This window comes from Methylophaga thalassica MP, assembly GCF_000214595.1.
GTDB classification, from domain to species: Bacteria; Pseudomonadota; Gammaproteobacteria; order Nitrosococcales; family Methylophagaceae; genus Methylophaga; species Methylophaga thalassica.
This window is the reverse complement of sequence record NZ_AFIG01000001.1, coordinates 1,093,249-1,114,198: the sequence shown is the minus strand read 5'-3', so window position 1 is coordinate 1,114,198 and position 20,950 is coordinate 1,093,249. Positions and strand designations below refer to the sequence as shown.

Sequence of the window (20,950 nt, the reverse complement as noted above, 5' to 3'; positions counted from 1 at the left end):
ACATCTGCTTTTTTATTGTTAAGGATTATGTAAATCCCGCTCATTTTGCGGTGGCGGAGTCCATTGATAAATCCAGGTTTCCGTTAGAGGTTGCCCCCCAGCTTCAAGGTAAACTCGCAGATTGATCGGATCTGTACTGTTATCGGGTGGCACCACATCAAACATGGCCCGGTATCCATCAATTGCATGCTGAGGCCGAGCTGAGGTAATTTCCACTTTACCCGCAGAAGTCGTAATGACAGGTTTCACTTGGGCATCATCAGCTAGCATTGGCAAACTGCCACCGGCAAAATCGATGACAAATCGTTTACTGTAATACTGACGGTGTTGACCTATTACGCCACCAATGCCGGTAAACGTATCTACCACTTTGGCACGTTCAGGCTCAACTGGTGGCACACCACCCCAATACATTTTATAACTATAAAGTAATTCTTCACCTGGTTTCACAGGTTTGTCTGGGTTCCAGAAAGCCACAATATTATCGAAGGTTTCATCCAGGGTCGGGATCTCAACTAACTGTACTGAACCTTTCCCCCAATTGCCTTCCGGTTCAATCCAGAGACTGGGTCTGCGGTCATAAAACACCCCATCATCCTGATAGTGATCAAATTTGCGATCACGTTGCATCAGGCCAAATCCTTGTGGATTATTGTCGGCATAGGCATTAAATCTCAGATTACGAGGATTTGTCAGCGGACGCCAAATCCACTCGCCATTGCCCATATGAACTGATAAGCCATCGGAGTCATGAATTTCAGGTCGCCAGTCCCAGTCTGTGCGTTTATCGTTCTCACCGATCATGTACATACTGGTTAACGGTGCGATACCTAAACGTTCAATTGCTTTACGCGGATACAGTGCTGCATCCACTTTCACTTTCAGTCGGTCACCTGGTTGAATATCAAAACGATAGGCCCCAGTCACACTTTCAGAATCCAGAAGTGCGTAGACAGTGGTAATATCACTGCCCGGCTTTGGCTGCTCCAACCAGAAATGGGTAAACATCGGAAATTCTTCAGGTCGAGGCATCGCCGTATCCACCGCCAATCCACGTGCAGATAAACCGTACTGCATTTCTTTACCCACGGCACGGAAGTAGCTGGCCCCCAGGAAAGCAATCACGTCCCGTTTCCAGTCAGTATGAAATTGCATTCTAAATCCGGCGTAACCTAAGTCTTCAGGTAATGTCTTACCATCAATCCCTGTTTTGCCATAATCAAACATTTTAGATGAGTACTCAATCGGCGTTGTTTTGCCATCTTTTAGCTCTGAGATATGTACTGGCGTATCAAAATACAGACCTAAATGAAAAAGCTCCGCACGAAACTCACTATCATCATTTCGCCAAAGTGCCTTATCTTTTTTAAACTGTAATTGCTGATAATCATCCCAGCTCATACCTTTAATGCTTTTGGGTAACTCGCCCTTGTGGCTGATATAGGCTTTTTCAGATAATGCTCTGGCATAGCCTTTTAACCAGGCATAGCTGAATTTCTCACCTGCCGGTGGCGACACAGGATCAGTAATGGCATAACTGAGCTGACTGGTGGCCAGGCCGATAGCGAATGCACAAGCAATAGCAATATGCCTTAGCAAGGTAGATGATGCGCTGGCCTGACTCAAACTAGGTTTATCATTTTTCTTAAGGATTAGGTTCAATTCCATAAACTCACTCTGATTAAAATACTTGCTGACAAACATGCAAATTGATTGCTGTTGACTATTTTTACCGAGCCGAAGGCTCTATATAGTTAGATAATTCAATAAGGTTGCCATCTGGATCATAAAGATAAACAGATTCAATAGCGCCCTGAGCACCTGTCCTCATCACTGGACCATCGATAATTTTTACCTGTTTATGGTTAAGTTCAGCAATAACACTGGTTAACGGTGTTTCTACGATGAAACATAAGTCAGCACTTCCAGTCCTGACATATTGTGCTTTGGGTTCGAACTCTTTACCACGCTCATGCAGATTAATTTTTTGACTACCAAATAATAACGCAACACGATTCTCTGCAAAGACGATTTTTTCCATTCCTAAAATATGACAATAGAAATCAACCGTGTCGTTAATCGAGTTAACCGTTAAAACAAGGTGGTCCAGTGACTTAATATGCATAATTGGTATCCATAAAAATGGCCTCACATAATCAAATACTATTTATTATGTGAGGCCAATAGTTCTACTGAACGCTTTTATGCGGCGTTAAGCGTATATTCCAACTCGATATCGGCATTAAATAACTTACTCACAGGGCAACCTAATTTAGTTTCATGAGCTATACGATCAAATTCTTTTTCATCGATACCTTTCACCTTCGCGGTAAGAGATAATTTTGATCGGCTAATACGAAAGCCATCACCGTCTTCATCGAGAAAGATAGATACGTCGGTTTTTAAATCACCGTCTTTGTAGCCTTCTCCTTCCAATGCAAAAGAGAGCGCCATGGTGAAGCAGGCCGCATGGGCCGCTGCAAGGAGTTCTTCGGGATTGGTGCCTTTGCCACCCTCAAATCGACTAGTAAAACCATAAGGATGATCCTTGAGTGCCGGCGTTTCAGTGCTGACGCTGGCTTCTCCTTTTTTGCCGAGGCTTTTATAGATGGCCGAACCAGTCTTCACAATACTCATACTGTCTCCTTTTTGAGTTCAAAAAATAAGGATTAACCTTAACGATATTCAAACGACTTCACATTGTCTTAATTGAATATCTGTATTAGTTGACAGTCATACTGCTGTGAATAGTTCCTGAATTTACTTTCTTTCTATCTGACAATTATTTCGACCCTGCCCTTTGGCTTCATACAAAGCTTTATCGGCACGGGTAAAAACATCCTCAATGGTGTCGCCTTTTTCAAAGGTCGCTAAACCGGCAGATGTTGTTATCGGAACAGAGATACCATTATGTTGGAATTGCGTGTTTTCGATTGTCTGACGAATTTTATTCGCCATCTCCAACCCTTGCTCTAAATTAATTTCAGGAAACAAACCAACAAATTCTTCTCCCCCAAAGCGCGCGATAAAATCCGCCTGGCGTGTGGAGTCTTTAAAAATGCGAGCGATGGTTTTTAACACGACATCCCCTGCACTATGGCCAAACTTGTCATTTACCGCTTTAAAGTAGTCAACATCCCACACCACCATGGTTAGGGGTTTTTGGTAGCGAGCCCAGCGGCTGTATTCCGTCTGTAGCACTTCAGTTAAAGCCTGACGGTTCCATATTCCGGTTAAGGGATCTTTCATTGCCAACGCACGGGCCTTACTGGTAGCCAGTCGGAGTTCGTTTGCTTCAGACTCCATTTCATGCAGACGCTGTGTTAACGCTTCAATCTGCTTTTGAGACTCAGCAAAGCGGGTATTATCGGCTTGCTGATAATTAGTAATCTGCTCATTGAGGTGATCCAGACGTTGACTAAGCACAGACTTTATTTCGACAAAATCCGCCGCACCTTCCATATCTGTCCTTAACTCAACCATGGTCTGCTCAACATCTCCGGCCAATTTGTGCCTTTGTTCAAAAGCAGAGAGGTCTTGCTTAACCACTTCATACAGATATTTATCCAGCGAGGTAATTTTCTTTGTTAAGTCTCGCAGAAATTTTTCATATTCTTTTTTTTCTGCCATGGCAGATGAGCTGAGCTCACTGACCAGATCCGCAATAGAAGATATGGTTTCAGGCACATCTTCCGTTTTGAGGCCATCATGTATTTTTAATCTTAATTGCGATGCTTTTGAACTCAACTCTGTCGGTAGTGATAGCCTCTCCAGTAATACGGTCAGTAATATCTGTGGAGTAAAGTCATCTTTTCGTGATTCATGAATAAAATCTGGCTTATCGTCATCATTGCTTTCCTGCTCTGATAAGTCAGTCTCTACAACAGTGTAAGAGGACTTTGTCTGTTTCAGCGGTAAAAACTGTGAAAAAAAACCATTTCGGTCTTTTGTTTTTTTTGCTGAAAAACTTTCTTCGATTAGATGGGCGATTTCATCAAGAATCTCTGATAATTGTTTATCAGAACTTTTTTCAGCACGTTTGCGGAGTTTATCAAACTGTTTTTTTTGCGTTTTCGGCCAACTGATTTTATCGATCAACGCTATAAGCAGTTGAGCAATATCCGATTTAGATGCTTTTTTGGCATCCATCGCCGTGATTGCAGATTCTATCTCCGCAAGAGTTTTCTCCACCTCCGTTTTATCGGTGACAGAGGCACGAAGATTTTTTCTAAGTGCATCAAGGTGCGGATCAAGACAACCATCGATGCCATTGGCAGCCAATGCTAAACGGGAAAGACCACGTTCCAATAACTGTTCGTATAACTTTTGCTGCTCAAGTTCATGGCTAAGTTCGATGAATTGCTCACGCCACTTTTCCGCTGTCTTGGGACTAGACTTATCACGCATCAAAAAGACCTTTACCTGATTCGTAGGCTATTTGCCCATACTAATCACAGCTTAACTTGTACACAAGCATAATAATGTTACTTTATGTTCTGGCTTTGTTTAGAACAGTGGCTAGATATACGACAACCAAGGTGTTGATCATCAATAACAGTGAGCTTAATAAAGTAACTTTTTGGTAGAGTTCGTAAAGCTCAAAAGGTAAATATACAACACTGCTGACTAAAGCCAGCCACTCCGTCCAGCGATACTGATGCCATAAACCATAAGCTTCAACAAAGCGGATAAAACTATAAAGCAACGCTGCGATTGTCACTATAATCAATTTCGTATTGTTTATATCCGCCAGTGCCTGTAACAGATGACCCGGATAATAACTGGCTGGGTTAAGATGAAGATGATTAATAAGCTTTTCAGCCAATTGCTGAAGATTTTGGCCCATTAACTCATGTAGTCCGAGGCTTATCAATAAGGCTATCGTCCCCTTTGATGCCTCCATTATCGCTATTAAACGTAAGCCAGCTGGTGACCTATTCATTCATTTTCCTTTCATTGATTTAGGCTTTTTACTTGCTTAGACTAACTACTCACCGCAATGAGTAATGTCACTTGTCATCAATATTAAAACTTCTCTTTCTTACAGTTTCAGTTTTTGTGATGGTTCTACCCTGTTCTGCTGACCAGGTAAAACAACTCACAGGGAAAAATGTGCTTGTTTTATTCAAACAACATGATTCTCTGTCGAAAAAGATTGCTGATTATTATCTCCAAAAGCGTGCTGTACCGAAGTCACAACTTGTCGGCATAAAACTAAGCACAGCAAACAATAGCACGATAAGTCCCAGCCAATTCGCCGATATTCAACAACAAATTAAACCGTATTTAACTGACCAGATAAAAGTGTTACTGCTGACCTGGCATGCTCCGTATCGTGTTGGCTGTATGTCTATCACCAGTGCATTTAGCTTAGGCTTTGACGAAAAATATTGCAGTCACAATAAAAGCCACATATCAGGTTGCCATATGACAGCTAACAGTCCTTTTTTTAATGCAAAGTCTCATCAACTGTGGCAAAGCGATACCATTCGATTGACTATGATGTTGACTGGTCCTCGATTTGACGAAGTTAAAGAACTGATCGACAGAGGGGTGAAAGCTGACAATAGCCAGCCACATGGAGATGCCTATTTAGTTCGAACTCAGGATGTTCAACGAAGCACGCGCTGGCGGATGTTCAAGAAACTTGCTGATATCTGGCCAGAACAAAACGGATTACAAATTCATTATGTTGATGATCATCTTCGATCACAGGGCACCAGTATTAAGAATAAAAACAATATTTTGTTTTATCTGACCGGCTACACACAGGTACCTGATATCAAAAGCAATCATTATCTCCCGGGCGCTATTGCTGATCATCTTACTTCTACCGGCGGCGCAGGCATTAGCAGTCAAGGTCAGATGAAAGCCTTTCGCTGGCTTGAGGCAGGAGCGACAGGGAGCTATGGCACCGTTATTGAACCTTGCAACTACCCACAAAAATTTCCTAATGCACAAATTCTCATCCCAAGCTATGTTGGTGGTGATAGCTTAATAGAAGCCTATTGGAAATCCGTACAGCAACCTGGAGAAGGCCTTTTTATCGGTGAACCCCTTGCCTGTCCGTGGTGTCATTAAACTCACAGTCAATAATTAATAAGGACAAGAGGTTTTCAAAATCGATTTGATAGCCTAGAATTCAACTCATGAACTCACAAACAACCTTTGCTTCAAATCAAATTCGGCAATATCTGCCTCTGGTAGATAGCGTTGTTATGTTTTGGTGGTTTGCTTATGGCTATTTTTTTAGCCAGAAGCCGGCTCACCTATAGTACTTAATTAATAGTTCAAGGTAGTCCGGCATTCGCTGACTACCATAAGAACCCCGAATGGTCAGTCAGTCCACCGGGGTTTTTTTATATGTAGAGAGTATTTGCTATGCCTATTCTGACTCAGTCCGGTCTCCACTGTTTAAGGAGCCACATCTCATGACCTCAACCATTCAGCGTCAACAACATCAGTTAGCTTCAGATGAGTTGAAATTGCCTACCCCCAGGCAACTCAGAGACACTTTGCCACTAAACACTCAGTTATCATCACAAATTCAGCAACAACGGATGCAGATCGTTAGGCTATTAAATGGTCATGATAATCGCTTCATGGTTATTGTTGGTCCATGCTCGATTGATGATGAAGCGGCTGCTTTAGATTATGGAAAACGACTGGCAAAACTTGCCAGGCAAGTGGATGATAAGTTGCTGATTGTGATGCGTTCTTACGTGGAAAAGCCACGAACAACCCATGGTTGGAAGGGACTTGCCTACGATTCGTTAAGAGACGGTCGTGGCAACATGGCTTTAGGTTTACACCGTTCAAGACAGGTATTACTGCAATTGTCAGCGTTAGGCTTACCACTGGCTAGCGAAGCACTGCATCCTCTGGTGATGAGTTACCTGGATGACCTTATCAGCTGGGCAGCAATAGGTGCACGTACATCAGAGTCTCAACCTCATCGTGAACTAGTTAGTCATCTGCCCTGCCCGGTAGGTATCAAAAACAGCACCGATGGCCGGATAAGCAGTGCGATCAATGCCATGCATGCTTCATCGCGCGGACACCATACACTTGGTATCGATGATGACGGACAAATCAGTATTATTAATACCCGAGGCAACCCTGACACCCACCTTATCTTGCGTGGAGGACAAGGGCTGACAAATTATGACGCTGACTCAATACATCATGCGCTTAGTCAACTGTCAGCCAATGACTGTCACGAAAAAGTACTGATTGACTGTAGCCATGACAACTCACTAAAACAATATGAACGCCAAATGGAAATAGCCCACCATGTGGTTGATCAACATCTTGCTGGTAACAGCGGCATATTAGGGCTAATGCTGGAAAGCTATATTGAAGCGGGTAAACAAAATGATTCAGATCAACCTATATATGGTCAATCTATCACCGATGCCTGCATGGGCTGGAACGACACCGAAGCCTTGTTAACAGCGCTGTATCAGAAATTACGTAAACGCGATGTCTAGCAAAAATGGTGGTGGTAACTTACTGCTTTAAATCAACGAGAAGCAAGTTACCATCATCCCCTACCCTGAACTCACCAAACTCGGCGTTTTCGTATTCTGATGCTTTGCCTTCCTGGAAAAAAAAGGCATTGGTAGCAAACTTAACCATGCCGTGTCTAACCCGAAAAAATAAACGCAACTCGTTTCCCACTAAGGCGTCACCATGGTCAATTCTGACAAACTCAGCCTGATTTTGCTGGTTGAGTTTTACCACCACATAGCCCTCTTGCGGTTCTAATTTATACGGCGTTTGCGAGTCAGCGTTTTGATGAAGAAGTGCTGAGCGAATCTGATTGGCTATCTCAAATTGCAGCGCCATATAATCCCCTCGCATCAATGAGCGAGGATCCACCGGAGCTAATTTCAATAAAACGGTTTTACCCTGTGCTAAAACCTGCTCCTGTTTATAAATTGACCAGTTCACAGCAAGCAATATCAGCAACAACCCCAGTACAGCGACAAGCTTAGTTAGCTTCATGTTTACCTCCAAACAGTTTAGGTAAACACCAATATAAGCCGATTAAAACGATCCCCAACACCAATAAACTGATGGATTTCATTAATAGCGTCGTATTCAAAACGTAATAATAATGGCTAATACAAAACAGCAAAAAAACAATACCAGAACCTATTAACAGGCGATGCCCACTGGCAAAGCCCAATACCATAATCATCACGGCAATATACAAACCAGCGATATTAAATGCCACCGCAGCAAATATAAGGGCCAACAGAAAAATATAAATAGAAGATGAATGTGTTAAAGACTGATGCTGTTTAATTAACATCACCGTAACGTACAGAATAACAGCGGCTGCTATCACCGAAGTCCAGGAAAAACGGATGTACTGCTCAAGCAGATGCTCATCCATCAACAACGTCATTCCAGAATCAAATATCTGCGTAGTTTGAATTACGAGCAAGGCCAGGATAGAGCCATACCCCATCGCTGTAATATGTCCATGCCAGCGCACAGAAACAAACTCATGTAACCAACACCAGGCGCACGACAGCATAACAACAGGAATAGCAAGCGAATAAAGACCCAACTCTGTCATCACTCCTGCCAGGCAGATACAGACAAAAAAAGCAGAAATAACCCGATGCACAAAGTGCGGCATTAATATCACTAGCCCAATGTTTAAACACAATGCAGCCAGCCAGCTTGTCAGGTATGTCGTGCTTTGCCACTGAATAACGGCAAAAATAAACAGTGCCTGACCTGCCAGACTCATCGCTAAACCTAAATGCTCAACAAAATCAGAATGCTGTTTTAAAAGTAAGTGGTAAGCTAAAAAGATCATCCCACTACCCAGAATAATATCTGCAACGACTGACTCTAATAATTGGTTAAACATTAAGCCAAGAAAAGACAATATAAAGAGCGATGCTAACCAGCCGGCAATCGCCAATAAGGTTTTAATGTACCAAGGTGTGCTGGGAGTCAATCCCTGAGGTTTCTCCCCAGTTACCAGCTCAGCTTGTTTCAGGGTATTCCAAACAATGCTGTGTTGATTCATGATTCAATCTCCTTGTGAACCTGTTTCAACCAGTAGGTCGCGCCGGATCCCATTGCAATAATAAGGACTGACAAAAACAGCAGAGCCCCTTCCTCACCGGTCTCCATAATTTGCATCGCCAACCGGGTTATCACCACAACAATCAACGATAAGCAGCCACCCGCCAACATAAATAAATCAGTACAGCGTCGACGATATACCCACATAAACAGGCATATCCAAACTAACCAGGTAATTGATGGGGAAAACGCATTTTCAGATTCATCCACAATGGCATAAATCACTAGTGTGGTGATTGCCCAGCCACTTATCACCGCAAGTATTCGCTGTGGCCACCGCTCTGTGAGTGCGACCATTTTCTGGCTGAACATCTCCCAAATAATTAATGCCAGTGTATTAAACCAAAACAGACACCAGAACAGACTATTGTTTGAATCAGAGAACAGGCCGAATACTGAATGAAAAATATCAAAATAGAGTACGAGTGACAGATTCAACAGTGACAACCAAACTAACCATAATGTAGAAAACTGAGAAATGACAACCCAAGGTGTGATGAATAAAGCCCAGTAAAAGAATAACTGCCAGGTATCAGCTCCGGTTTGATATGTTTGCCCGAAAAAAGCCATTAATGCGCCGACCAGCAAGCTGGCAACCAGTAAGGCTAAGCGGCCTGCTAAACCTGTTCGTGCCAATCGCCAATACAAAATAACGGAGAAAACAATGCTGCTTTCCAATAAGGTAAATTTGCTAAGACGGCTCATATCCGCCCAGTTATAGGCAATAAAAAAGATGACTGAAAATGCAATGGCACAACTACCAAAGCAAAGTAATAACATTTGAAAAATCTTTAACCAACCGTCTTTGTCTGGTTTTAACCCTAATAATGTCAATACCGCAGGCATTTTCTGGCTAGAAATCGCCCCCGCCTCAAACAAAGCAATAACTGATGATCGTTTTTGGATAGTCAATTTCTCTTCCTTGTTTAATGAACTTAATTTCAGTCGTTATATAAAATTGATGATTTAGCCTCTCGAATAAGAGCTGAATAAGCATTTTTCACCGGAAAAGGTTTAAATAGACAAAGGCACTGATGGCAGTCAATCACCCCTTTTTGTTCAATTTATACAAGACTGTTTAAAAACCATCAATTCTGGTCAATCATCCGCATAACCTAACCAACAACTCACTCTCAGTTCTCATTAATTGTCGTTGTATTAGTATTGTCCCCGTAATTACTGTTGTCGACCGCCTTTATGGCAACATTGTTTGAGAATAAAAATACTGTCAGTCATTATCGATATCAGTTTAATTATTAGTGCCGTTCTTTTCATTATTTTGTGGCAGTTTTACTTATCTAATCATTATTAACCGCTAAGCTAAACTCAGCCTAACTCATATGCAATATCCTTCATCCTTATTTACACTGGATGTCATTGTCACAAGGCAACCTGTTGAAAAAGAGAATATGACTTACCACTTTCATACCTTTATGGCATGATAGCGCTCAGAACAGTTTATGTTCCTCGCCTATTTTTATTTCCCTTTTTATCTATCGCAAGTGTTCGCAGCATAGCTACATCTTGCAATTGAGAGGTTATTAAATGAATGTGTCACAACCGAATATTATTGTTTCAGCACTGGACTTAAGCCGCTTAGAACAGATTCTGGATACTTTACCGTCCAATGAAGTAGAACGAACAAGCTATCTTGAAGCTGAACTTGAACGTGCAGATATCGTTGAACCAACTGCGATTCCACCCAATGTGGTTACGATGAATTCAACGGTCAGATTTTCAGTTTCATCATCAAATCAAACATTTTGTCTGACCTTGGTTTATCCAAAAGATATGACAGCCGATGGCAAAACCATTTCCATTCTGGCACCTGCCGGTAGCGCCATGCTAGGCCTGGTGGAAGGTGATGAAATTGATTGGCCTGGGCGTGATGGCAAAACCATTCAGGTTCGTGTTGATGAAATTCTGTATCAACCGGAACGTGCTGGCGAATACCATCGCTAAAAAGAAGATGGCTCAGGATAGTTTTACCCTGAGCCAGTCTATTAACTCAATAAGCCGAGTTTCTTTATAATCAGATTCGATACTTGCCTGCTGGATGGTAAAAAGCTATGCATCACGGGTAGCTGAATTTGCTCTGTCATCCAGTCAGCACTGACCTCCGACAAAGACACCACCCCATCATTTAACTCACTCTTAAATGGGCTGTTTTTTCCGTTTATGCCTTTAACGCCAACAATAGCCGTTGTTGGGCAATGACTAGCAGGAATCGCTTGCATCCGTTCACTCGTTGCCAATAGTTTACCGCAGTCTTTTGTTAACAAACGAAAAAGCCAATAGCGTTGAAAGAACATAGCTAATCGTGATGTTCGAACTGGCGAACCCAGTAAAAATAAACGTTCTGGCAAACGAACCTTGTCATCCATATTGGCCAATGCCGATCGAATTAACACGCCACCAAGTGAATGACCAATCAGCACATATTCACCTTGATTAGCTATATCCCGGATTCGTTTTGCCAGTCTAAACTGAATCATCTCAGACGATTGTGACGACACGAAATAGCTAAATGTCGATGTTTTAATGCCCTGTTTTCTTAGCTGTCTAAGCAGCGGCCAGGCTGACAAAGGAGATCGGCCCATACCATGTACAAATAATACTTGTATCATGAGTGGAACGACACACAACAACTTATTATTAGATCTTTAATGATAAGGGCTCTCCCCTTCTAATTACTCGCCTGTATCTCGATCAATAATTCTGAAAGCTGATGACAAACACAAAAGATTGATAATCGCCTGCTAAGGTCACACAAGCTGGCAAAAAATCACAGCTAGCATCAAGGTGATATTTTTCATTTTTATCTTCCTTAATTTTTTTCACTTGCCCTCTTCCCTGGGGCATAGACATTAAATCATGTCACTAACATAAATTAAATAAGGATTTAAAACACTGATGTATAAGCAGCATATTGCTAAACTGTACGCTTGGATTCAGGAGCAATTTTAATGTTACGTTGGGTAAACTCATCAATCAGCAGAAAGATCGGTGGACTTTCAATTATCTTATTGTCCTTTTTAATCATTATGATCATCTATTCAATGATAGGACTGCAGCAAATTCGGTCTGAGATGATTGAGCTGGCTGAGGTAGATACCCCATTAACTGAGGTCGTTTCAGAAATTGAACTGCTTCAGCTTCGGCAACATATTCTGATTGAATTATTTCGTCAAACCAATCATAAACCATCCAATAACAACATCAATCCTACTGACATACACCAACAACTGGAGAGTTATAATCAGCATCTCTCTGAGCAAATGTATAAAGCATCAGCCATTATCGAAAGTGGGATTGAAAAAGGTCGCATTCGCTTTAAACAAGAACAACATCAACTGTTGCTGACTTCAATGAACAAACTTCATCAGGTCAGACTGGCATTTGAAAAAAGTTTTATGGCTAGTATTCAAGCCATGCTCACTGGAGAATCAATTAACTGGGAGCATCTCGAACAACAAGATCAACAACTGGATGATGAGCTTGGAAAATTACTCAATCACCTGAACGCATTAACCGTCAGCACCGCTATTTATACTGAAAAGCATGAATCAAACTTCATGATTATGACCAGCATTTTAGGTGTGTGTGCATTCATTATTGGTTTGTATTTAACGCAATATACCATCCAGTATTTTCGTCAACGAATTACCCAAACACGTGACACAATACATTTATTCAGAAATGCTATTGAACATAGGGAGGTTGTCGATTTCGAGGTAGATAACAATATCGCTGACGAACGAGATGAACTTTCTCAATTTGAACATGAATTAAAACTGTTATTAAAACAATTTAGCCATGAAATAATCAGCCGCGATGAAATAGAGAAACAACTGATTGAACTCGCGACTCTGGATAAACTGACAGGCGCTTATAATCGTCACAAATGGGATGAACAGTTAAAAATGCAATTAAATTTGGCATCACGTGGCGCCAAGTTAAGCTTACTTCTGATTGATGCCGATCACTTTAAAAAGGTCAATGATCAATATGGTCATGAGGTGGGCGATGCCGTACTCATTAAGCTTGTTGAACTGTTAAAAAACCGACTTCGGGAAACCGATACTATCTTCCGTATCGGTGGAGAAGAATTTGCTGTACTGATAAAACAAACCGAACACGAGCAATCCCTGGAGATTGCAAAGCTTTTACAGACGAAAATTGATACCTATAGAGACGCATCATTGCCGCACTTCACGGTGAGTATTGGCATAACATCATATCAAGCAGGTGATACGACGACTGACTTTTTTAATCGCGCTGATAATGCCTTATATCTGGCTAAAGCGAATGGGCGTAATCGTGTGGAAGTCGTCTAGTCTTCAGCTAACTTTCTGCCCATTTATCATATCAGCAGACTTAGTACTCACCTTCTGTAGTGATATGAATCACCTCACCACAGTGTTTACAATGCACGGCATCATGGTCATGTCGGTTCAGGCCACATGACGGACATTCATAACGAATTTTCCCTGGTCGAAAAATAGTCTGAATCAAACGTAAAAATAAAGAGATGCCAAAAATCATAATCAGCACCGCCAGGATATGGCCGTCATGTCCCACCAATGTGATATCGCCGAACCCAGTAGTGGTTAAGGTGGCAATCGTGAAATACAACGCATCAATATAGTCATTGATATCATCATTGATATGCACCTGGCTGACATATACGACAGCAGTGATCACAAAGATAAACACGAACAAATTTACCACGCTGAAGATCACATCTTCATGCATTCTCACAAAACGTGACTGCTTTCTAAGATTTCTCAGCATGTGATAAGAGCGCAATAAACGAAGTGTTCTTATCACTCTCAGGAAACTGAAATTCTCTGCAAGAGAGGGTGCAAGCAAAGAAATAATGACGATAATATCAGCCAAACCAACAGGATGGAACAATTCTTGGAATTTTGATTTGCTGATATAGAGCCTGGCCATTAGCTCGAGCAAGTAAATAATCCCAATCGCCTCTTCCAGAATATGGAAATCATCTATGTGGTGATAAAAAGAGGCCAATATAAAATAAACAATGGTAATAGCATCAAATGCTAATAATCCCCAACGAAAGCGTCTGGAACTCGGAGTTGAGCCATTATAAAGATGGTCTATTTTATTATGTAATTTTTGCCAGAAACTTAGGTTTGATGGTGTTGCCTGCCCCATTGTGGGCTCCTGTTTATATTGCTTATTTGAGTCTAAAAAACCAACATCAAACTCTGCGAGGAGTTTGTTTAAATAATATTTTTGCCTTCCTCTGGATCGCGTGCATTTCTCGCTTGATCAATAATATCTTGTGTATCACTGGTAAGTTGTTGTGTGCTCACCTCAGCACTGTCATTCTGGACGGGAGGCTTATCGACCGCCTTTGCCATCATTGACTGTTGCGGATTGACTTGGACGACAGGTATGCCCTGAGGAAAAATAACCTCACGCGCATCATCGGGCATATTGATACCAGCGGATTCAAGGCGTCGAACAGTTTTATGCATCAAAACCGAAGCCACCTTATTTAGCGCATATTGGTGACCATCCACCCAAAAATTAATCACGATATTGATCGTGGATGAGCCTAATGAGTCAATAAGCACCTGTGGTTCAGGATCTTTTAACACTTCATTTTGTTCATTCAACACAGCCAAAATGGTCTGACGTGATTGTTGAATACTGGCATCATAACCAATCCCAACTATAAAACTGCCTCTTACCCAGGGATTAGCCGAAAAGTTTTTAATGACATTTTTATAAATAGTCGCGTTGGGAATTTGGATATGATTTCCATCAAAATCGACTAAGGTTGTGCCACGGGCTGTGACTTTGTTTACTACCCCTTTTAGTCCCTGCACTTCAATCACATCGCCGATCAAAAACGGACGTTGCACACTCAGCAGCAAACTCGAAATAAAGTTTTCTGCAATATCCTTAAAAGCAAAACCAATAATAATGCCTAACAGACCCGTTCCACTGACAATGGCAAGTGCAGCCTGCGTCAAGCCAACAATACTCAGAAAAATATACAAACCGATTAAAATAATAAACAGGCTAATAGCGCGCCTGACAACATTCTGTACAAGGTTACTGGTACTGATATAGCCGATGGGATGAACAAGTAAAGCAGAGAATGGCTTTGCCAGAAAAAAGAAGATAAGAAAAACCAGCAAACTAATAACAAAAGAGGGCATCACCCTGATCGTCGCTTGCCATAGTTCAAGTAACTGAGCCGACAATATGTTAAGCGTATCCATTAATCCAAGAGAGTCTGATGCCATAGTGATGCAGTTTCTCGTCAATAAAACAATATATATCGGGGCTGAGAATCAAAAGCAATAATTCTCATATTTTGGCTGAATATTATCCGTGCTTGATAAGGCGTCCTGTTCAATGCTTCTTTCTTTGCATTGACGGAATCATCTTATAACTGTTGCGTGTTGCCAGATGAACTTCTCGAAGGAAAAACGCAAGCCCGAATACCAGTGCCAATGTCGAGCCCATGAATAATGCACCTATTAGCCAGCGTAAATTGAAATCAAGCAGTGCTTCCAGAAACATCACCGACACCACAGAACAAATTAAGAGTGCAGACAGAACGCACATGGTGATCGCATTACTTGCCGCTCGACGGCGAAGTCCCAATACAGATATTTCTTGTCGACAAGGCTCAGACAGCTCAGTTACCGAAGACATTTGATCGGTCAAAACACGTGCTCTGTCTATAATCCGAGCAAGTCGGTTTGCCATTACATTAAGGATTCCCGCCATACCAGTAAGCAAGAATGCAGGCGTTAACGCCAATTGTACGGCATGGGTAACGTCACCAAGATTAGCTAACCAGGTAAACATTGTCATCTGACTCTCTTATTTTTCTGAATCTGCCTGTCGTTAACCACCTGGAGAAGTGATATCAACTGTAGATTATAGGTGATATATGCATCAATGTTTTGTTTGAACCGCATTTACCAGCACAGGAAAACAACAGCATATATCAATTATTCTATGCAAATACGCTATCACTAGCCTGCTTGTGTATATTGTCCATGATTTATGTCGGGCAAACTCTCAAACCCGGGTTTTGCAAAATAATAGCCTTGCATGAGTTCGATCCCCACATCACGTAACCAGACATATTCTTCATATGTTTCAATGCCTTCAGCCAATGTCGTGATATTTAGCTCATTAAACATGGTTAAACAATTCTTGACGATAGATTGACGTACCTTATTCGAATCAATGTTTCTGATGAGCGCCATATCCAATTTAATAATGTCTGTCTGAAAGTCGGCAAGCAGATTCAGTCCTGAATAGCCAGAGCCGAAATCATCCACTGCCGTTTTAAACCCCAGCGACTGGTAATAATCGACGATACGTTTAACATGCTCGGTATCGTCCATTTTTTCGACCTCAGTGAACTCAAACATAATTCTCTCAGAGGGGAAGTCATACTGTTTAGCTGCTTCAAAGGTAGTGCGGATACAACGCTCCGGCACATAAATCGCATTAGGTAGGAAGTTAATACTCAGCATCGAAGTAATATTCAACTTCGATGCAAGTGAAATCGCTTTCACCCGACAGAGCTGATCAAATAAATAACGATTATTATCATTAACTCTGGATATTACAGAATAGGCTGACTCGTTATTAATGCCTCGAACCAGCGCCTCGTAACCATAAACAGTCTCATTACTGCAATTAATGATGGGTTGAAAAGCCATAGTAAAGTCGAAATCCAAACTATTCTCTTCTGTACAACTCTGGCAGATTTTCTCTTCTAAATTCATGGTCTATTCCCTCCTTACCTTGGCTATTTTTCTTACTCGTCATCTGTCTGCTATGTGCGAAGCTTTGAAAATGACCAATAATGTTATAACCCTATCATTTTATGACTTAATTTTATGGACTTAATTAAAATTCAATCGGCTATCCTCAGATATACTGAAGTACGACGTAAAACTTGTCCAACAAATGATGACTTAAGCACTGTTCAAACACTTGCCAGACTTTTTCTGAATAATGCCAGAGCAAATAAAAAAAACACGCTACCAATCGCCACATTGGCTAATAAATCGGGCCAAATGATGGAGAAACCAGCACCACGATAAAGCACCGCCTGGCTAGTACTGACAAAATGCGAAGTCGGTGCAAACTGCATAATGTTTTGCACAATTTCTGGCATGCTATCGAAGGGTGTCATCCCACCAGACAACATCTGTAACGGCAATATCAATAACAGTAATAACAGGCCCAGCTGTGGCATGCTTCGGGCCAGTGTGCCCAATAAAATGCCCAATGATGTAGTAGAGAATAAAAAGCAAGCCGTCCCTAACTGAAACAGCAAAATGGAACCAGCAATCGTCATATTCAGCCAGCCCTGAATGACAACATAAAGTGAAAAAGTACTGGTCATTAACACCACCAGCCCCATCGACCAGATTTTCGCCATCATGATTTGAAAGGGTGTGATGGGCATCACCAGTAAATGTTCTAAGGTGCCGTGTTCACGCTCTCGTATCAACGCGGCTCCCGTCAGAATCACTGACAGCAATGTAATCATATTGATCAGCTCCATCACCCCGCTAAACCAGGCGCTATTAAGGTTTGGATTAAACCGCATTCTTACGATCTGTTTTACTGCCTGGCTGGAAGTCGCATTATTTGTTTCCAATAAATGCTGTACTTCTCTATCAATAATCTCACTGATATAGCCGGCACCAATAAAAGCCTGACTCATCATTGTGGCATCAATCGCTAACTGAATTTCAGGCTGGCGCCCTGCTAATAAATCCTTTTGAAAATCATCAGGGATGTCGAGTACAAAAGTATATGAACCAGTATCAAGTGATTTATTCACATCCTGAAGTGATATTTGCTGCGCCGGTTTAAAATGAGGCTCATAAAACGCTTCTGCAATATTAATGGAAATCGCCGAATGGTCTTCATCCACCACAGCTATCGGCGTGTTCTGCAGCTCTGTCGACACACTTTTGCCTGCTGAGTACACCATTAAGGTGAATGCCACCAAAATCACAATCACCATGACGGGATCTTGTACCAAAGTGCGAAGTTCTTTAATACCAAGGTTAATAATATTTTTCAGGCTGCTCATCTTATTTATCCTGCTTTTTGAGTAGCAACCAACTCAGACACATCAAAACAACAATAGCCAGTGCCATGGGCCAATAAAACGCGTTTAATTCATCAAAACCTAAGCCCTTAGTAAAGGCACCGCGACAAATCAACAGATAATAAGAAGCCGGGTAGATATGCCCCACCACATAGCCTGCCCCTTCTAATGAATTAATAGGATTAATCAGTCCGGCGTAATTCACGCAAGGCACAATACTGGTGATCATGGTTAGAAAAATGGCGGCAATCTGTGTTTTAGTAAAAGCAGAGATAAACTGTCCCATGCAGGTAGCGACAACGATATAAAGAAATGTCCCGACCAGTAATGCCCAAAAACTGCCGGTTAATGGCACATCAAAGACCATATAAACCAGCCACATCAGCATCAGAAAATTCATCATGCCAATCACAATATAGGGCAACTGTTTGCCCATCAGAAATTCAAGCCGATTAACGGGAGTGGCATAAAAGTTAGTGATGGACCCCAATTCCTTTTCACGCACAATCGATAATGCCGTCAGCATCGAAGTAATCATCAACAATAATATCGGCAAGACACCTGGCACCATTGAAATCAGACTTTCGACCTGAGGATTGTAGCGATAGCGTGAGACAAGCTGATAGCTGGGTGACACTTTTATGCCAAACTGGCGGAGACTCAATTCGGATAGATAACTGAGGTGAAAGCCCTGAATATAACCTTTTATGGTTTCAGCGCGATAAGGCATCGAACCATCCACCCAAACACTGACACTGGGTTGTTGTCCATGGCGCATATCTTTGCCATAGTCGGGTGGAATTTCTATCGCCATACTGATATCACCGCTTCGCATGCGTTCATCCATCTCAGCATCTGACAAAATAGGCGTTTTTTCGTCAAAGTAACGCGAGCCGGCAAGGCTTTGAATATAGTCCCGACTTTCAGGTGACTGATCACGATCCATCACCGCAAACGCGATATCTTCGACATCAAGACTGATGCCATAGCCGAGCACAAACATCAAAATCACTGTCCCTAAAAAGGCAAACACCAGACGAACCGGATCACGGCCAATTTCTAATGTCTCTCGCAAGCTATAAGCCAGTAGACGAGTCAACGAAAAACGGTTTTGCTTTTTTTTATGTTGTGATTCGGAAAGTGTATTTTCTGCCAGTAGCTGACTATTATCCCCATCGTCTGCTTGTTGTTCCGTGAGATAGGCAATGAAGGTTTCCTCTAAAGTCTCAAACCCTTTTGTTTTGCATAAGGCAGCTGGTGAGTCAGTAGCGAGCACTTCACCTGCATGCATTAATGAAATCCGATCACAACGCTGGGCTTCGTTCATAAAGTGAGTGGAAACAAAAATAGTGACACCTTGCTCACGGGATAAGCCAATCAATAGCTCCCAGAACCCATCACGTGCCACGGGATCAACACCCGATGTCGGTTCATCCAGAATCAGGATTTCTGGTTCATGGATAATCGCCACTGCCAGCGATAAACGCTGCCGAATCCCCAAGGGTAAATCCTTTGCTGACTGCTTCTGATAACGCTCGAGTTCAAATTCTTTTAATAACGTCTCAACACGCTGGTGTTGATAATCCTGGGCTAAATTAAATAAACGGGCGTGCAAAAATAGATTTTGACTGACAGAAAGTTCTTCATACAAAGAAAAGCTTTGTGACATAAACCCTACGCGGCGGCGAGTCGCCATATCATTGGCATCCACCTGTTCGCCAAATAAAAGCGCCTCACCAGAACTTGTCGGTAATAATCCCGTTAACATCTTCATGGTAGTGGTTTTACCGCAGCCGTTAGACCCAAGGAAACCAAAAATTTCACCGCGCTCTATTTCAAAGTTAACGTTATCAACCGCAGTAAAGTTACCAAATGTCTTGGATAAATTTCTCGCTGAAATAGCAATCTTCTCTGACTGTTGTCGTGGTGGAACAGTGACGGCCTTATGTCCCTGGCGTTTATCTTCGGGTAATAGCGCAATAAACGCTTGATCGAGATTGTCTTGTCCCGTCTGTTCAATAAGTGCTTCTGGTGTGCCTGTAGCCATGACCACACCCTCATCCATGGCAATGAGAAAATCAAAGCCAGCCGCTTCATCCATATACGCAGTTGCAATTAACACACTCATCTGTGGACGCTGAGCGCGAATCCGGTCGATGAGCGTCCAGAACTGACGCCGCGATAAGGGATCCACACCGGTGGTCGGCTCATCAAGAATCAACAGGTCGGGGTTATGAATTAAAGCACAACACAATCCGAGTTTCTGTTTCATACCGCCCGATAACTGGCCAGCTGGACGATCACGAAACTCACTCAGACCAGTACTTTTTAATAACAGCTGGATACGTTGTTCGCGCTCATCAGCAGGTAAATTAAACAAGCGAGCAAAAAATAATAGATTTTCATGTACCGACAAGGTCATATACAGGTTCTTACCTAAACCTTGCGGCATGTAAGCAATTCTTGAACACATCTCTGTTCGTTGCTTATTATTCTGGATGTCAGTGCCCATAACCAGACACTGACCACTCTGACCTTTTTTTACCCCAGCAATAAGGCCTAATAAGGTTGACTTGCCGACACCGTCAGGTCCAATAAAACCAACGCGTTGTCCGCAAGGAATCTCCAGTGACACATCATTTAATGCCTGAGTATCACCATACTGATGACTGACGTCTTTTAAGCTGACTACTGTTTCTGCAGACATTG

General features: G+C 42.1%; 20 protein-coding genes. 4 read left to right on the top strand and 16 right to left on the bottom strand.

Annotated features, from left to right (window positions below):
* Positions 1–18 precede the first annotated feature (18 nt).
* The 5 genes from MAMP_RS05335 to MAMP_RS05315 all read right to left on the bottom strand — a co-directional run bounded on the left by MAMP_RS05335 (position 19) and on the right by MAMP_RS05315 (position 4,942).
* The gene (locus tag MAMP_RS05335; RefSeq protein ID WP_040576409.1) at positions 19–1,668 is read right to left on the bottom strand and encodes an OpgD/OpgG family glucan biosynthesis protein; all 1,650 of its coding nucleotides are present in this window, start codon (positions 1,666–1,668) and stop codon (positions 19–21) included.
* 61 nt (positions 1,669–1,729) lie between these two features.
* A complete protein-coding gene (locus MAMP_RS05330; RefSeq protein WP_007144970.1) occupies positions 1,730–2,125 on the bottom strand; it encodes a VOC family protein in 396 nt (131 codons plus the stop codon).
* 77 nt (positions 2,126–2,202) lie between these two features.
* On the bottom strand, positions 2,203–2,637 hold the full coding sequence (locus MAMP_RS05325; RefSeq protein ID WP_007144969.1) for an OsmC family peroxiredoxin: 435 nt from the start codon (positions 2,635–2,637) through the stop codon (positions 2,203–2,205).
* A 123-nt stretch (positions 2,638–2,760) separates the two neighbouring features.
* The gene (locus tag MAMP_RS05320; protein ID WP_007144968.1) at positions 2,761–4,407 is read right to left on the bottom strand and encodes a GGDEF domain-containing protein; all 1,647 of its coding nucleotides are present in this window, start codon (positions 4,405–4,407) and stop codon (positions 2,761–2,763) included.
* Between the two features lie 82 nt (positions 4,408–4,489).
* On the bottom strand, positions 4,490–4,942 hold the full coding sequence (locus MAMP_RS05315) for a DUF2127 domain-containing protein (RefSeq protein ID WP_007144967.1): 453 nt from the start codon (positions 4,940–4,942) through the stop codon (positions 4,490–4,492).
* 119 nt (positions 4,943–5,061) lie between these two features.
* Here MAMP_RS05315 and MAMP_RS05310 point away from each other — a divergent pair, with 119 nt between their 5' ends.
* Positions 5,062–6,081, top strand: coding sequence for a TIGR03790 family protein (locus MAMP_RS05310; RefSeq protein ID WP_158005155.1), 1,020 nt, complete (start codon positions 5,062–5,064; stop codon positions 6,079–6,081).
* 350 nt (positions 6,082–6,431) lie between these two features.
* The gene (locus MAMP_RS05305) at positions 6,432–7,490 is read left to right on the top strand and encodes a 3-deoxy-7-phosphoheptulonate synthase (RefSeq protein WP_007144963.1); all 1,059 of its coding nucleotides are present in this window, start codon (positions 6,432–6,434) and stop codon (positions 7,488–7,490) included.
* Between the two features lie 19 nt (positions 7,491–7,509).
* On the opposite strand, the gene MAMP_RS05300 is transcribed toward MAMP_RS05305, so the two are convergent.
* From MAMP_RS05300 to MAMP_RS05290, 3 genes are read right to left on the bottom strand one after another with little or no spacing between them, the layout of a single operon-like run.
* Positions 7,510–8,007, bottom strand: a complete 498-nt coding sequence (locus tag MAMP_RS05300; protein ID WP_007144962.1) for a GDYXXLXY domain-containing protein — start codon at positions 8,005–8,007, stop codon at positions 7,510–7,512.
* Positions 7,994–9,049 (bottom strand): DUF4401 domain-containing protein, encoded by a 1,056-nt coding sequence (locus MAMP_RS05295; protein ID WP_007144961.1) that lies wholly within the window; start codon positions 9,047–9,049, stop codon positions 7,994–7,996. Before MAMP_RS05295 ends, MAMP_RS05300 begins: the two co-directional genes overlap by 14 nt.
* Positions 9,046–10,020 (bottom strand): DUF2157 domain-containing protein, encoded by a 975-nt coding sequence (locus tag MAMP_RS05290; protein ID WP_007144960.1) that lies wholly within the window; start codon positions 10,018–10,020, stop codon positions 9,046–9,048. Before MAMP_RS05290 ends, MAMP_RS05295 begins: the two co-directional genes overlap by 4 nt.
* Positions 10,021–10,653: 633 nt before the next feature.
* Here MAMP_RS05290 and rnk point away from each other — a divergent pair.
* Positions 10,654–11,070 (top strand): nucleoside diphosphate kinase regulator, encoded by a 417-nt coding sequence (gene rnk / locus MAMP_RS05285; protein WP_007144959.1) that lies wholly within the window; start codon positions 10,654–10,656, stop codon positions 11,068–11,070.
* Between the two features lie 41 nt (positions 11,071–11,111).
* Here rnk and MAMP_RS05280 read toward each other — a convergent pair whose 3' ends face one another.
* Positions 11,112–11,735, bottom strand: coding sequence for an esterase/lipase family protein (locus MAMP_RS05280; RefSeq protein WP_007144958.1), 624 nt, complete (start codon positions 11,733–11,735; stop codon positions 11,112–11,114).
* Between the two features lie 82 nt (positions 11,736–11,817).
* Positions 11,818–11,949: a hypothetical protein gene (locus tag MAMP_RS16510; protein WP_007144957.1), complete on the bottom strand. Its 132-nt coding sequence runs from the start codon at positions 11,947–11,949 to the stop codon at positions 11,818–11,820.
* 125 nt (positions 11,950–12,074) lie between these two features.
* On the opposite strand from MAMP_RS16510, the gene MAMP_RS05275 reads away from it, so the two are divergent.
* Positions 12,075–13,445: a GGDEF domain-containing protein gene (locus MAMP_RS05275; protein WP_007144956.1), complete on the top strand. Its 1,371-nt coding sequence runs from the start codon at positions 12,075–12,077 to the stop codon at positions 13,443–13,445.
* A gap of 40 nt (positions 13,446–13,485) precedes the next feature.
* On the opposite strand, the gene MAMP_RS05270 is transcribed toward MAMP_RS05275, so the two are convergent.
* The 6 genes from MAMP_RS05270 to rbbA all read right to left on the bottom strand — a co-directional run bounded on the left by MAMP_RS05270 (position 13,486) and on the right by rbbA (position 20,948).
* Positions 13,486–14,289, bottom strand: a complete 804-nt coding sequence (locus MAMP_RS05270) for a potassium channel family protein (protein WP_007144955.1) — start codon at positions 14,287–14,289, stop codon at positions 13,486–13,488.
* A gap of 68 nt (positions 14,290–14,357) precedes the next feature.
* The gene (locus MAMP_RS05265) at positions 14,358–15,392 is read right to left on the bottom strand and encodes a mechanosensitive ion channel family protein (RefSeq protein WP_007144954.1); all 1,035 of its coding nucleotides are present in this window, start codon (positions 15,390–15,392) and stop codon (positions 14,358–14,360) included.
* Positions 15,393–15,501: 109 nt separating this feature from the next.
* On the bottom strand, positions 15,502–15,969 hold the full coding sequence (locus MAMP_RS05260; protein ID WP_007144953.1) for a DUF2721 domain-containing protein: 468 nt from the start codon (positions 15,967–15,969) through the stop codon (positions 15,502–15,504).
* A 164-nt stretch (positions 15,970–16,133) separates the two neighbouring features.
* Positions 16,134–16,898: an EAL domain-containing protein gene (locus tag MAMP_RS05255; protein ID WP_007144952.1), complete on the bottom strand. Its 765-nt coding sequence runs from the start codon at positions 16,896–16,898 to the stop codon at positions 16,134–16,136.
* Positions 16,899–17,101: 203 nt separating this feature from the next.
* Positions 17,102–18,223 carry an ABC transporter permease gene (locus tag MAMP_RS05250; protein ID WP_007144951.1) on the bottom strand — a complete coding sequence of 374 codons (1,122 nt, stop codon included), beginning with the start codon at positions 18,221–18,223 and terminating at the stop codon, positions 17,102–17,104.
* Between the two features lies 1 nt (position 18,224).
* Positions 18,225–20,948 (bottom strand): ribosome-associated ATPase/putative transporter RbbA, encoded by a 2,724-nt coding sequence (rbbA, locus tag MAMP_RS05245; protein WP_007144950.1) that lies wholly within the window; start codon positions 20,946–20,948, stop codon positions 18,225–18,227.
* Between the last annotated feature and the right edge of the window lie 2 nt (positions 20,949–20,950).